Origin of the sequence: Shewanella gaetbuli (genome assembly GCF_023284065.1) — a bacterium.
Classification (GTDB): Bacteria; Pseudomonadota; Gammaproteobacteria; order Enterobacterales; family Shewanellaceae; genus Shewanella; species Shewanella gaetbuli.
Window position 1 is genome coordinate 222,166 of record NZ_JAKIKP010000002.1, and the last position, 14,569, is coordinate 236,734.

12 protein-coding genes are annotated in these 14,569 nt (G+C 40.9%); 3 read left to right on the top strand and 9 right to left on the bottom strand.

Features of this window, described 5'->3' with window-relative positions:
- Positions 1–103: 103 nt before the first annotated feature.
- Complete coding sequence (gene purE, locus L2672_RS03670; RefSeq protein WP_248994487.1) at positions 104–595, top strand: 5-(carboxyamino)imidazole ribonucleotide mutase; 492 nt, start codon at positions 104–106, stop codon at positions 593–595.
- On the top strand, positions 595–1,677 hold the full coding sequence (gene purK, locus L2672_RS03675; protein ID WP_248994488.1) for a 5-(carboxyamino)imidazole ribonucleotide synthase: 1,083 nt from the start codon (positions 595–597) through the stop codon (positions 1,675–1,677). Before purE ends, purK begins: the two co-directional genes overlap by 1 nt.
- 79 nt (positions 1,678–1,756) lie before the next feature.
- Here purK and L2672_RS03680 read toward each other — a convergent pair whose 3' ends face one another.
- The 5 genes from L2672_RS03680 to L2672_RS03700 form a co-directional block, all read right to left on the bottom strand.
- Complete coding sequence (locus L2672_RS03680) at positions 1,757–2,374, bottom strand: transglycosylase SLT domain-containing protein (RefSeq protein WP_248994736.1); 618 nt, start codon at positions 2,372–2,374, stop codon at positions 1,757–1,759.
- 52 nt (positions 2,375–2,426) lie between these two features.
- A complete protein-coding gene (locus L2672_RS03685; RefSeq protein ID WP_248994489.1) occupies positions 2,427–2,864 on the bottom strand; it encodes a hypothetical protein in 438 nt (145 codons plus the stop codon).
- A 19-nt stretch (positions 2,865–2,883) separates the two neighbouring features.
- The gene (gene gshA / locus L2672_RS03690; RefSeq protein WP_248994490.1) at positions 2,884–4,509 is read right to left on the bottom strand and encodes a glutamate--cysteine ligase; all 1,626 of its coding nucleotides are present in this window, start codon (positions 4,507–4,509) and stop codon (positions 2,884–2,886) included.
- A gap of 186 nt (positions 4,510–4,695) precedes the next feature.
- On the bottom strand, positions 4,696–7,551 hold the full coding sequence (locus L2672_RS03695) for a M16 family metallopeptidase (RefSeq protein WP_248994491.1): 2,856 nt from the start codon (positions 7,549–7,551) through the stop codon (positions 4,696–4,698).
- A gap of 39 nt (positions 7,552–7,590) precedes the next feature.
- On the bottom strand, positions 7,591–8,013 hold the full coding sequence (locus L2672_RS03700) for a YqaA family protein (RefSeq protein WP_248994492.1): 423 nt from the start codon (positions 8,011–8,013) through the stop codon (positions 7,591–7,593).
- A 255-nt stretch (positions 8,014–8,268) separates the two neighbouring features.
- On the opposite strand from L2672_RS03700, the gene L2672_RS03705 reads away from it, so the two are divergent.
- Positions 8,269–9,519 (top strand): dicarboxylate/amino acid:cation symporter, encoded by a 1,251-nt coding sequence (locus L2672_RS03705; protein WP_248994493.1) that lies wholly within the window; start codon positions 8,269–8,271, stop codon positions 9,517–9,519.
- An 85-nt stretch (positions 9,520–9,604) separates the two neighbouring features.
- Here the strand turns inward: L2672_RS03705 and L2672_RS03710 are convergent, their stop codons facing one another.
- From L2672_RS03710 to L2672_RS03725, 4 genes are all read right to left on the bottom strand, one after another.
- Entirely contained in the window at positions 9,605–10,972 is a 1,368-nt protein-coding gene (locus L2672_RS03710; protein ID WP_248994494.1) for a hypothetical protein, read from the bottom strand.
- Between the two features lie 354 nt (positions 10,973–11,326).
- The gene (locus L2672_RS03715; RefSeq protein ID WP_248994495.1) at positions 11,327–12,589 is read right to left on the bottom strand and encodes an alginate export family protein; all 1,263 of its coding nucleotides are present in this window, start codon (positions 12,587–12,589) and stop codon (positions 11,327–11,329) included.
- A 115-nt stretch (positions 12,590–12,704) separates the two neighbouring features.
- Positions 12,705–13,577, bottom strand: a complete 873-nt coding sequence (locus tag L2672_RS03720; RefSeq protein ID WP_248994496.1) for an ABC transporter ATP-binding protein — start codon at positions 13,575–13,577, stop codon at positions 12,705–12,707.
- Positions 13,578–13,590: 13 nt separating this feature from the next.
- Entirely contained in the window at positions 13,591–14,526 is a 936-nt protein-coding gene (locus L2672_RS03725; protein WP_248994737.1) for an ABC transporter permease, read from the bottom strand.
- Positions 14,527–14,569: the final 43 nt, after the last annotated feature.

Here is a 14,569-nt window from a genome sequence, read left to right on the forward strand (position 1 = left end):
TATTATCTGAAACCTTTTTTATCGCCTTAATATTGACGCTAATTTAGTGGTCAACACTAATCGGCCAAATATACAAAATGAATAAGTACATTAAGGAGTAAACATGCAAGCCCTTGTTGCTGTTGTTATGGGTTCAAAAAGTGATTGGCCTACAATGGAAGCCGCTGCTGAGATTATGGATAAACTTCAAGTGCCTTACCATGTTGAAGTCGTATCAGCTCACAGAACTCCCGATAAATTAATGGACTTTGCCAGCACTGCTGCAGATAAAGGCTACAAAGTAATTATTGGTGGAGCCGGTGGAGCCGCTCACCTACCCGGCATGATTGCCTCAAAAACTCGTTTACCAGTGTTAGGTGTTCCGGTTCAAAGTAAAGCATTATCGGGCATGGACAGCTTACTTTCTATTGTCCAAATGCCAAAAGGTATTGCGGTTGGCACATTAGCCATTGGCACCGCAGGTGCATTTAATGCGGGCCTATTAGCCAGCCAAATTTTAGCCACAACCGATACCGCTCTAGCACAGCGCTTAGAGGCATTTCGTGAAGAGCAAACTCGCTCGATTTTAGATAATCCAGATCCGAGAGAAGCGTAATGACCCAACAACACACCGTATGGGTATTAGGTAATGGCCAATTAGGTGCCATGCTAAGCCATGCAGGCCAACCTTTAGCCATTGATGTTCGCCCTGTGGATATTATGTCTCCAACAGGTAAAACTTTACCAATTGAAGCCTCACATGTTATCACTGCTGAGCGCGAACAATGGCCAGAATCCAGTACCAGCTTACAATTAAGCGAACATGCGCATTTTATTAATGGCCCTGTATTTGGTCGTCTTGCTGACCGTTTTACCCAAAAAAGCTTATTAGATGAGTTAAAGGTTGCCACATCACCTTGGCAATTAGTTGACGACAATGTCACTGAAGCTGAACTACACCAAGCTTATGGCGAACGCGTATTATTAAAGCGTCGCACTGGTGGCTATGACGGTAAAGGCCAACATTGGTTGAAGCAAGCTGACAATATTGAAATTCCAGCTAGCTGGCGCAATGAAGCAATTGCAGAGCAAGCCATTAACTTTGATGAAGAAGTTTCATTAGTGGGTGTACGTACCCAAGATGGTCGCTGCCTGTTTTACCCGCTGACGTTAAACTTACATCAAGATGGCATTTTAATGGCCTCTATTGCCCCACTTTCTCGCTTAAGTCATCTTCAAGCTGAAGCCGAGGCAATGCTGTCAACCATTATGAATGGCCTTGATTATGTTGGTGTAATGGCGATGGAGTGTTTCCGCGTAGGCGAACACTTACTTGTGAACGAGCTTGCTCCACGGGTACATAACTCTGGGCACTGGACTCAAGCCGGTTGCCATATAAGCCAGTTTGAATTGCATTTACGTGCATTGTGCGATTTGCCGATCCATCAGCCACAAGTTAACTTTCAATGTGTGATGGTTAACTTGATTGGAATTGATAAAGATGACCGTTGGTTAAGCCTCCCTAATGCCGAACTATTCTGGTATAACAAAGAAGTTCGCCCGGGCAGAAAAGTAGGTCATTTGAATTTATCGGTACATAATGTTGATGCCTTAAATGACACTATTGCACAATTGAAACAATGGATGCCAGAGCAGTACCAAGCGCCATTAGACTGGATTAACGCTGAGTTCAAGTAAACTCACTATTATTCATTCACACTAAAAAGGAGCTTACGCTCCTTTTTTGTATCTGAATTCCAGTTCAGTTCAGCCAATGTTAACCAAAAAATAACCGCCACAGCCACGACGAGTCCAAATCTTCTTTACAAGTATGGTATTGCTGAGCATAACGTTTAGCGCGGTCATCAACCCGTTGTGCAACCGGTCCTAACCATTTTTTGGCTTTATAGGTGCCACGTTTATAGCCGCCCCAGCCTTCGTGATAATTCAAATATTGGTTTTTAGCATCCCACTTAGATACACCATTAACTTTATGCGTTTTGTAAATAAACCAGCCCATAAAGTCCATTGCGTCATCAAAGTTACTTCTGCTTGACCAAGAATTGCCTGTTTCTCTAACGTAGTCGTCCCATGTCATGGTTTTTGCCTGTGCATAACCATAAGCATCACTGGCGCGACCAATAGGAATAAACCCTAAAAAATACTCCATTGGCGGAGCGGCATTATGTTTAAAAGAGCTTTCTTGATACATCATGGCCAATGGCACATGTACAGGTACACCCCACTTTTCCCGAGTGTTAACAGCCGCTTTATACCAAGAGCGGTTTTCTTTGAAGATAGAACAGAGGTTTTCAGGTTCTGCTGGAGGTGGAGTAGCACAGCCTGACAGCAGCATCACACCACAAAGACTGACTACGGCTAAATACGGTTTCATTGGTTTTTTTGTTATCATATTAGCTTCGATCAATTAATAAAAATGAACAGATTTAGCGTTTTTCTTCCAGCTGACATTCATACTCTTCTTGTTGAAACACAATCGGTTGCCAGAAATTTTTATTGCGGCCAACATAAATTTTATCGGTCTGCATTTGTGCGGCAATATGGTATCGCTGATTAGGCTCTACCGTTACTTTTAAGGTTTTTGGGCCTCTGGCAGACAAAGATACTTTTAACTCAGGAGAATTAACCAGCTCAACCAAAGTGAGCTCATGCTCACCCACATCCAAAAAGTAATTCGGCCTTGAGATAACGGGTTTACCGTCTAAATGAGTGACCACGGTTCGGTAAAGATATTGTTCAGAGTCAGGCTTTAAATAGGTTGATACAACCCCACATTGAAATTCTGAGTCAGAAGATGCGCAGCCTGTGAGCAAGCCTAACGATACCAATAGTAGAAAAAAAGGTAACTTTGCTTTTGCAGTCATGCGCATATCTGATAATCCGTTATGATTTACAACCGCTGTATAGTTCAGGTGAAGCGACATCTTTAAAATAATCTTGTAAAAATAAATCAAAATTAGGCATAGATTCCGCCTCTATTTGATGCTGTTTATCCAAAGATTTCTCCGCTTCTTGCAGATATTCTTGCTCAGTTTGCTGACTTAGCGGGTACGTGCTTAAAAACTCATGGTAATTATTGGCTAGTGCATGTACCCAAACACCATGATCAACACCCTTGTTAATGATTTCATTTAATACTTTGCCAGATAGCGTTTGGCTAGGGTCATTAATAGCCTCTGCCCAATGGCTTAAAGCATTTTGATAACGACGACTTTGCTCTCCATCTAATAATTTAGCTAAAGATGACAAGTCTGCAAACATTGAAGATAACCAGTCTTGTAAGCTTATTGGCTGACCATTCTGGGTTAACATTAACCCCGGTTTTCTGCCTTCTAACACAACAGATTTCAAATTCGCGGCTATCTCTGCTTCACCTTGCTCATCCGTTAATTCTGACGGTGATAATAAGCAATAAAGTAAGAATAAATCTAAAAAGCGAACTTGGGTGGCATCAATGCCCACAGGGCTAAATGGATTAACGTCTAATGCTCTAACTTCAATATATTCTACCCCTGCTCGCATTAATGCTTGTGAGGGTTTCTCACCTGGCAAAGTCACACGCTTAGCACGAATAGGTGAGTAAAACTCGTTTTCAATCTGCAAAATATTGCTATTTAATTGGCGATATTCACCTTCCACCTTAACGCCAATCTTTTCAAACTGCGCTGATGGCATTTTAATCGCAGCTTGTACTCCTTCAAGATATTCAGGCAAAGAGTTATAGCTAATATTAAGCTTATCTTGTTCTTTATTGGTGTAGCCTAAGTCGCTCATGCGTAAAGAGGTGGCATAAGGTAAATACAAGGTGCCTTTACCGGTTTTTTTAAAATCAAAACCCACTGTTTGATCTTTAACAAATGAAGAACACAACGCCGGTGATGAGCCAAACAAATAAGGCAGCACCCACACTAAACGGCGATAATTGCGGATCATGCCAAAGTAAGATTCTGAGATAAATTCACAACGGTTTAATGAACCTGAACGAAGATTAGGACTATTCGATATCTTTTCATCAAATAATCGCTGCCACAAAGAGTCAGATACTGAAAAATTAAAATGCACCCCAGAGATAATTTGCATTAACGCACCATAGCGGTGGGTTAACCCCTTGCGGTAAAGCGTTTTCATTAACCCGGTATTTGACGAGCCATATTGCGCAAGAGGAATATTTTTAACATCACCAACATAACAAGGCATGCTAACCGGCCAGAGCTTTTGGCCATTTAAATTGCGCACTGTGTAGGCATGAGTTTCCGTCAATCCTTCTAACAGTGCTTCAATGTTATTATTGACTGGTGTGATGAACTCAAGCAGTGCTTCACTGTAATCGGTAGTGATTTTTGAATGGGTTAACGCAGAACCTAATTTTGTTGGGTGTAAATCTTGTGCCAATCGACCAGCGTCATCAACACGCAGCGCTTCACGCTCAATACCACGTAACATGCCAAGTAAGGCTTCACGCCCTTCGCTGTCGCCTAACTGGTCGACAATTTCATTGAAAGATTTCAAGATACTATTCTCTATTGATGAATTCGCGTGATTAATGGCTAAACTCGATAATAACCGAGATTATCATTAAATTGGCACAAAAACTGTAAACAAAAACGGTAACAGTTTAACTGTCACCGTTTTACTTATCGTCATTATACCCAAATTGGCTTTGTTAGCTCAATTCAAGCTTGTTATAAATGAATGTTATAGCTCAACAATTGGATAGCCTAAGGTTTCCAACTGTGGCTTGATGGTATTTTTATCACCCACCACTAATATGACCATACTATCAATATCTAACTTCTGCTTCGCAAGTGAATTTAATTCAGCCTGAGAAATAGAATTAATAATCTTGGTTTGCTCGGTTGTATAGTGATGATCTAATTGATAGCGCTGGATTTTACGAATAAAACCGGCCTTTTGATAAGGTGTTTCAAAATCCAGTGCCTGACTTTGGGTAATTGAACTCTTTAAAAACTCAAGCTCAGCCTCGGTCATTCCCGATTGTTGATAGGCTTTAATTTCGGTAATAAACTCACTAATAGCAGGGCCAGTTACATCACTGCGTACACTGGCTGAAGCAATAAACTCACCGCTATCTTCTTGGCCACTAAAGCCACTTCTTGCGCCGTAAGTATATCCTTTGTCTTCACGTAGGTTTAAATTAATACGACTGTTAAATGCCCCACCTAATGGATAGTTCATTAAATTGGCTTTAAAGAACTCTCCTGTTGCATCAAAGGTAAGTGAACGTTTACCAATATTAATCACAGACTGAGCCGCATCAGGTTTATCAATTAAGTAAATAGTGGCGGGCTGTGCATAAATGCGCTTATTGATTGGTGCTATTGGCGTTTTGTCACCCTGCCACTCAGTGAAACCCGCTAGTTTTGGCAATACTTGTTGTTGACTTAAATCAGATACCATCACCATTTGAGCACTTCCGGCAGTATATTGCTGCTGATAAAATGCTTTTACATCATCTAATGTTAAAGCCGAAATAGACTCAACAGTCCCTAAACTACTAGTACCTTTAACGGTATTTTTGCCGTACAACAAAGCAGAAAAACCATTTGATGCGATGTAGCTTGGGTTAGTCATCGATTGCTGTAATATTTGCAACTGTTGCTGTTTAACGCGCTCAAAATCTGCGGCCACAAAACCCGGGCTAAATAAACGCTCAGTCACAATTGCTAAAGTCTCATCTAGGTTTTTAGTTAAACTGGAGATTTTAATGTAAGACTGTGACTCACCCGCATTAAAGTTCACTGTAGAACCAAGTAGCTCTAAAGCATGGGCTAACTCTTCAGTGGTTCGCTTAGTGCTAGATTCATTCATCATGTTGGCGGTTAGCATTGCAAGACCTGCTTTTTCAGCAGGCACTGCTCGATGGCCACCATCAAGATAAATCACCAACTCAGCCGTGGGGGTTTCAGTAGTTTTAGTACCCATAATTTCAATACCATTACTTAAGGTACTTGACCAAAGTTGTGGCACGATTAATTGTGGCGCATCGCCAGCTTGAGGCATAACAGAACGGTCAAAGCTTGATTTAACCTGCTCGACTTCAGTTAAACCTGTTACGGCATCTTCAGCGATGGGTTGAGTTTGAGGTGTAAAGTTATCCGCATGAGCAATCAGTTGGCTTTGCCCTTCAGGTACGATGCTCATAACAACTGTTGGTTTATCTTTAATGTATTGCTTAAAGACGCGCATTACATCTTCTTTGGTTACCTTGCTATAGCGCTCTAGATCTTTACCCACCATATTAGGGTTGCCATAAAAGGTTTGGTTAGCGGCTAGCGTAGACACCTTGCCTTTAACACTTTGTAAATTGAACACCGTATTGGCTTCAAACTGCACTTTAACTTTTTGCAAATCTTCATCGGTTACTCCACGCTGCTCAAACTCAGCAATAGACGCGGTAATTTTAGCTTCTAAGTCAGCTAATTTAGCACCACGAGCTGGATTCGCTAAAGCATATAAGGTGAACTGACAAGCGAGTTCTTGGCAAGGGTGGCTCACTGAAGACTGAACTGCGTAGCCTTCTTTGACTAAATTTTTATACAATAATGAGGTTTGTCCACCACCAATAATATTGGCTAATAAGTCTAGCGCGGCTTCATCTGGATGACCGGCATAAACGGTTGGCATACCTATGTATAGCAATGGCAGATGCACTTTATCTTCCATTGAAATATAACGGGTTTTATCTAATGTCACTGGTGTTTTAGGGGCTGACTCAACTTCTGGGCCGGCAGGAATTTCACCAAAGTATTTATTCACCCAAGCAAGCGTTTGCTGCTGATTAATATCACCACCTATGGTTAAGGTGGCATTGTTTGGACCATACCAACGTTGGAAGAAGTGTTTTACATCATCAAGACTGGCACGCTCAAGATCTTCTGGCCAACCGATAACAGGCCACGAATAAGGATGTCCAACGGGGTAAAGTGCTTGGGCAAATCGCTCACCCAAACGGCCATAAGGGCGGTTATCAACACGCTGCGCTCGTTCGTTTTTAACGGTTTCGCGCTGTACTTCAAATTTTTCGCTGGTTAATGCCGGTAAAAAGAACCCCATCCGGTCTGATTCTAACCAGAGCATTTTCTCTAGCTGGTTACTCGGTACGGTTTCAAAATAATTGGTTCTGTCTGAATTAGTGGTGCCGTTTAAGGTTCCGCCCGCTTCTGTTACCACTTTAAAATGTTGTTCGTCACCCACATTTTGTGAGCCTTGAAACATCATATGTTCAAATAAGTGAGCAAATCCGCTACGGCCTGCTAATTCCCTAGCAGAGCCAACATGATAGGTCACATCAACATGTACTAAAGGGTCAGAATTGTCTTGGTGCAATATCACCGTTAATCCATTAGCTAATTGATACTTGTTATAGGGAATGCCTATTTCACTGTCTGCTACTGACACTTGTTCAATTAACTTAACACCGGCAGGCAATGCTGCTTGGTTTAATGTGCTCTCATTGATTGGGTTGGTTTGCTCACTGGCACAACCGGTAATAGCGGCGCTAATAGCGACGGCAAGAATCCACTTTTTCAAATTACACTCCTTGAGTTTATTTACTCTGTTGACTGTACCTTAAACTGCTGTCATAAAAAGGAAAACGATCAAACTGTAACGAACTGTTTTACCAATTAGAATCATAATAGTTGAGCTCATCACAGGCAATTTCAACCATCCTGCAATTAAACACAAAATATCGCCAATTAACGGCATCCACGACAGTAACAATGCCCAAACCCCGTAGCGTTCGAACCAATTTAAAGCGCGCTGATAATGCTTATTTTCAAAGTCTTTGGGGGATTTAGCAAAACGGCCTGCTCGCCCCAAGTAATAACTGGTCATAGCCCCTAATGTGTTACCCACACTGGCCACAATTAACAATGCTAACCATGGCTCACTATTATTGGTCAGTAAACCAATAAGTAAAATTTCTGATCCCCCAGGTAACAAAGTTGCAGCTAAAAACGCCCCAGAAAACATTAACCATAAATCAGCCACTCTATACCCTCTTGATTTCAAATGATTTTAGCTTGACCTAGCTCACTTCAAAATAAAGTGACCCAAAGGTAAAAACTTAATGATATATTAACATTGATATTTATAATTATAAGTTATATCAAAATGGCTTTGTTTGTCTGTATTTGCATGAATAGAATGCAATTAATTTTGTTTCATCTGCATTAATTTCACTTTTATGCTGCTAATGTAATAACAAAAAATATACACAACATAATATAAAAATATGAGATTCCCATGATTTTAGACTTTTTTAGACGCATCCCTTTTTGGCAAAAAGTGCTTGCCGGTTTTGCTTTAGGTACTTTAGCCGGTGTTTTATTAGGCGAGTCAGCAGTGATGTTAAAACCGCTCGGTGACTTGTTTATTAGTGCCATTAAAATGCTGGTTGCCCCATTAGTATTTTGTGCCATTGTGGTGAGTATTACCTCTTTAGGCAGTCAAACTAATTTAAAACGCTTAAGCTTTAAAACCCTAGGCATGTTTATGCTAACCGGTACTGCGGCTTCTTTTATTGGCCTGACTATTGGTAGCTTGTTTGATATGGGTGGCTCGTTAGAGCTGGCCACCAACGAAGTGCGTGAGCGTGATATTCCGGGTTTTGCTCAAGTCCTGTTAAACATGATCCCAGTGAATCCTTTTGCTTCACTTGCTGAAGGCAAAGTACTGCAAATTATTGTATTTGCCGCACTGGTGGGTATTGCCATTAATGCAGTAGGACAGAAAGCAGAGCCGCTGAAAAAAGTACTAGAAGCTGGTGCAGAAGTGATGTTCCACTTAACTCGCATGGTACTAAAATTAACCCCAATTGGTGTGTTTGGTTTAATGGCGTGGGTTGTTGGTGAATATGGCCTCAGCACGCTATTGCCTTTAGGTAAGTTTATTATTGCTATTTATGTGGCTGCATTAATTCACATCATTTTTGTTTATGGTGGATTAATTAAATTTGCCGCTAAGTTAAGCCCGTTGCAATTTTTCCGTAAAGCCATGCCGGCACAATTGATTGCCTTTAGTACGGCTTCAAGTTTTGGTACGTTACCCGCCAGTACGCGCTGTACTGAATCTATGGGTGTGTCGAAGCGTTACAGTGCTTTCGTACTACCTTTAGGTGCGACAATGAATATGGATGGTTGTGGTGGTATTTACCCTGCTATTGCGGCAATTTTTATTGCGCAAATTTACGGTATTCCACTGGATATGACCGATTACATGTTAATTGCTATTACTGCAACAGTTGCATCTGTTGGTACCGCTGGCGTACCAGGTAGCGCTATGGTTATGTTAACCGTTACCTTAGGTGCTGTTGGTTTACCTCTTGAAGGTATCGCCTTTATTGCTGCAATTGATAGAGTCATTGACATGGTGCGCACCGCAACCAATGTTACTGGCGATATGATGACCGCGGTTGTTGTAGGTAAAAGCGAAGGGCAATTAGATATCGAGCAGTTCAATTCTGATGAGCCTGTTAAGCAACAACAAGCAGTTTAACCTTATTATTGATGCTTAAAAACAATGCCGATAAGTGATTATCGGCATTGTTGTTTTTGTGCTTTAACGACATTAACAAACGAGATTATAACGCAGTTAGTCGGTGACCAAATTGACTTGATGAGTCTGGGGTCAAGATATAACTGAAATTTGACTCCCCTTGTAAACTGATCACATCAGATTGATATATCAATGTTTGCGTACCGTTATCAGCGGTATAAACAATATTGATTTCATAATCATCTTGAGGAAGCGTTAATTGTAATTGCTCTTCAAAGTCTAAATCACTAAGCTTATATTCAACACTATCAATGGTTTCAGAATCGCGAACAAAGTAAACCGCTAAGCCATCAAAGTCACTGGATAAGTTAACCAGACTGAATTGATACTCGAAAGCTCTTGGGCGTAAATCCTCTTCAATTACCATGCCTTTAACTTGGGTATCTTCATCTTGATAAACCAAAATAGTTTTCACTTCATCTTGGTTAAACGAGGCCAATAAATTGTCGAACAATATCGCTAAACTACTTGAATCTTTAATGGTTACCGCATAATCATTAAAACTTAAGGAGTGATACTCGGTTACCCCGTATGGGGCAATATCGTATAAGTACTGCGCTTCTTGATGGCTACTGATATCTAAATTAATATTGGTGGTTTCCAAGCCGTTAAATACCCTGACATCTGCGGCTGCTTCTAGTGCTGCATAGTTCACTGGCGTAGTTGTCGAATCAACAACATCAATAGTGACCTTTAACTCTCCTGCACCAAAGCTGTCCCTTATTACCAGTTTATAGGCGGTTTCAACCTCAAGACTGACAGTTCCTGTGGTATAGACAACTTCTGTGGTACCCGCATTGGTGAGATAAACAATATATTCATCTGTATCCAGAATTTGTTGCTCGGTATAACTACCATAAGCCACATTGCCTAACATTGTGGCTTCATCAATGGTTTGGGTGTCTAACGATATATAAGCATCAAACTCTTGTTGCACAGAAGCCACATTCGCTACGGTTAGCAACATTTTGCTGTAGCTATTGTCTTCGTCATCATTTAAAGAGTCCATCTCGGTTCTAGAGAAAATCACATCTAATAACGACGGTTGATGATAATCGTCATATAAAATAAATAAATGTCGAGAGTCATTATCTAACGACACGCTATTATTCAATATCACCACCGTGTCGCCGTTTTCATCTTGACCATAAATATCCAGCTCGGCGGTACCTGTTGAGTAACTATAGCGGGGCATTGAATCTGCAAAATCCACTGCACTATACCCATAGTCATCTAAAGCAAGCACCGTAGAAGTACTATTAGGTGAGGCATTATAGTATTGAATATAAGCGACATCATCAGATGAAGCTTCATCACTGTCAGATCCACAGCCGACCAAGGTTCCAGCAAGCAGTGACATCAATGCCCATTGACTGATTTTTTTATTAAACATTACAACTCCATTAGTTAACCAGTTACCAGAGCCTGTTATGCTTTAGAATTCAATTAATGCTTCAGTTTATCGACTATCGGAATATTAATGAGAGACTTTAAGCGTCAAGTCATTTCATACTAAAACCGACAGTTATAACCGAGTAAAAATCAAACAAAGCCCTAACAAAACTCTAACCTATCAAGTCAGACCACAGAGTTTTGTAAATCAATGTCAGTAATAGCAATGATGAGTAAAGATGATTTTACCCATGGCAGTTATACTTATCTGCCGATGAATGTTTCCATTGAATAAAAAAATCACAAAAAAAAACGAGTATTTTCATACTCGTTTGTTAATTTAACATCTGGTCAATTAGAACTTAGCGTTCGCCCATAACCACACTTTGTCGGTATCGACTTTTGCAGCTCCTGCATCACCTGCTGAATATGCTGCATACTTAACACCTAATGTGTAGTGCTTTTGTACTGGCACACTGAACACGGCATTAATTTCAGAACCTAAATCATCAACCGTGGCTGAAGACTTGTCGGCACTAAAATCATGGTAAATTAATGCCCACTTACCACCAATAACACCGCCACCAATAGAGGCATAAAGATCTGCTAGACCTTCTTTAGGAGTACTTAAGAATTGATCAGACCAACCATTGAAGCCATGCAGCGTCGCCAGTGGAGTAGAGAAACCATACTCACCATCATCAGAGCCAAGCACTTCATATCCTAGTTTTACGGTAATACCGCTAACACCAACACCAATTTCACCTAACATATAGTCAGCAGAGAAAGATTGCCCTGCTGAATCACTGTCTTGAGTCGCATACTCTGCTGCATACAGTAATTTAACAGCGTCTAAATCAGTCGCACCGGCAAAACGCACACCATAGGTGTCAATACCATTTTCTACCGGTTTATCTTCTTCAAGCATATAACCATAAGCAGATAACTTACCTACACCGAATTTATAAGATGCATTGACAATGTGATCTTTAGAATCAACATCTTTGGCTTCAGCAAAAATACGATTACGTTTATAAATGTAGTCATAATCAATCGTAAAACCATCGATGGCATATTGTAGCGCTAATGCATCGAAGGTTTGACGGTCTTGACGCCAGCCAACATGACCAATGAATCGCATATTATCTAACGCAATCACTTGACGACCTAAACGGCCTTGAAAGCCACTGTTTTTATATTGTAAAAATGCTTGGTCGAGTTCAGTGGTTTCTGGGTCGGCAATCACTGAATACTCAGGGTTGTTACCCACAGCATCGTTATAGTCATTAACACCCGCCACTTGGCGAGAATCTTCAAACTCCACTAAAGCAGATAAACCATAATAATCAGCAGTTGCAAACGTTAAACGTGTACGTAAAGTTAATGCATCAGCATCTTTTAAAGCATTATCTTGAGCGACATTTTCGTAACGTAAATTCAAATCAACTTTTGCGCTACCTTGGGTAAACGCTTCAGCTACCGTTGTTGCTTTAGCTTCATCAGCTGTGGCTGTGCCCATTGCTAGCATCATTGAACACGTTAGTACCGATAACCCTAACGTACGCGCTGTGGCTTTTTTATTACTAACAGTCTGCTTAATAAGATGTTTTTTATTCATCATCAATCCCTATCAATTTTTATTTTTAAGTACAATCAAGTGAAGCCATTCCCCAATAGGTGGCATCCCCTAGCTAATTTCCAATGTAACGAGTAACAAAACTGAAACCAAAAAGTTAACTTGCGGTAACCTTATCCGCTATCTTGTTATCTTTCTGTGATATATCTTGCATTTTAGATGCTTGTTTAGAATTTATGATCGGTTCGACCTTACGTTGCTTCTCATATAAGAATTTTAAGACTGCGGAACGCAAACGGTTATATTCACTGTCTTCAGCAAGCGCGAGTCTATCGCGAGGTCTTGGAAGGTTGACGTCTAAAATCTCTCCCACTGTGGCTTCTGGCCCGTTCGTCATCATGACAATTTTGTCTGATAACAACACTGCTTCATCCACATCATGGGTGATCATAATGACGGTGTTATTTAATTGGTTTTGAATTTCCATTAACGAATCTTGCATATGCGCTCGAGTTAACGCATCAAGCGCACCAAAAGGCTCATCCATTAATAGTACTTCTGGCTGCATCGCCAACGCTCTAGCAATTCCCACACGTTGCTTCATACCACCAGAAATTTCCCCTGGGCGCTTATGCATTGCGTGATCCATGTGAACCAGTTTGAGGTTATGCTCAATCCATTCTTTCATCTCAACTTTGTTCATCTTGCCAGCAAATACCTGCTTAACGGCAAGCTCAACATTTTGGTATGAAGATAACCACGGCAACAAAGAATGGTTTTGAAATACCACCGCTCTTTCTGGCCCAGGTTGGCTCACCTCAGTGTTCTTAAGAATTACCCCACCTTTGCTAGCTTGGTATAAACCTGCAACGATGTTTAACACCGTTGATTTACCACAACCAGAATGGCCAATTAATGAAACAAACTCGCCTTTGTTAATTTTCAAATTAACATCTTTAAGGGCGGTGAAACTTCCTTTTGGCGTTGGGAATACCATGTCAACGCCACTAATATCTAGAAATGTGCTCATGTGTCTACTTCCCTTATTGATCCCAAGATGCCCATTTTTGTAGCGTCAAAATGCCACGGTCTAATAAAAAGCCGATAAAGCCGATAGTGACCACCGCGGCCATAATGCGTGCTAAAGATTCAGAGCTGCCGTTTTGAAATTCATCCCAAACAAACTTACCTAAACCGGGGTTTTGAGCGAGCATTTCAGCAGCAATTAACACCATCCAAGCCACACCTAGTGACAAACGCATACCGGTGAAAATCATGGGAATTGAAGCTGGTAAGACAATTTTTTTCACATGAGTAATGGCTGACAGTCTTAGCACTTTACTCACGTTCAACAGGTCATCATCAATGCTAGAAACGCCAATGGCTGTATTAATAATCATTGGCCAGACACTACATAAGGTGACGGTTAACATAGAGTTGATGAATGACTTTGACACGAGGGGATCTGGCGATACATACACCGCACTCACCACCATTGTCACCAAAGGCAACCATGCTAAAGGAGATACCGGTTTAAATATCTGAATAATGGGATTAATTGCTGCTTGTAGCCCTTTACTTAATCCCATCCAAATACCCAGTGGTATTGCAATAACCGCGGCCAATATAAACCCACTCATCACGGTAATTAGACTGGTGACAATTTGATCCCAAAATGTCTCTTTACCGGTATATGCACGAATTTTAGGTTCATAGGTTGGGTCTTTTGCCACCCTTGCCGCATTACGTGTTTCTTGTCGCTCATAAAAAGCTTGTGCTTTTAATCGCTCGTCTACATGTTCTTGATACAAGTTTTCAAACTGGGATACCACCGCCACAGGGCCAGGAAACTTCCCCAGAGATGTTTGAATACTGTTTGCCGTCATTGACCACAATAATAAGAACACCGCAATGCCAACGGCGGGCAATAGCAATAATTTACTTATTTTTGCACCTTGATTTAATACCGCCATCATCATGCTCCGATCTGTTAAAGCCTGTTGTGCAATAGAGGTAATACTG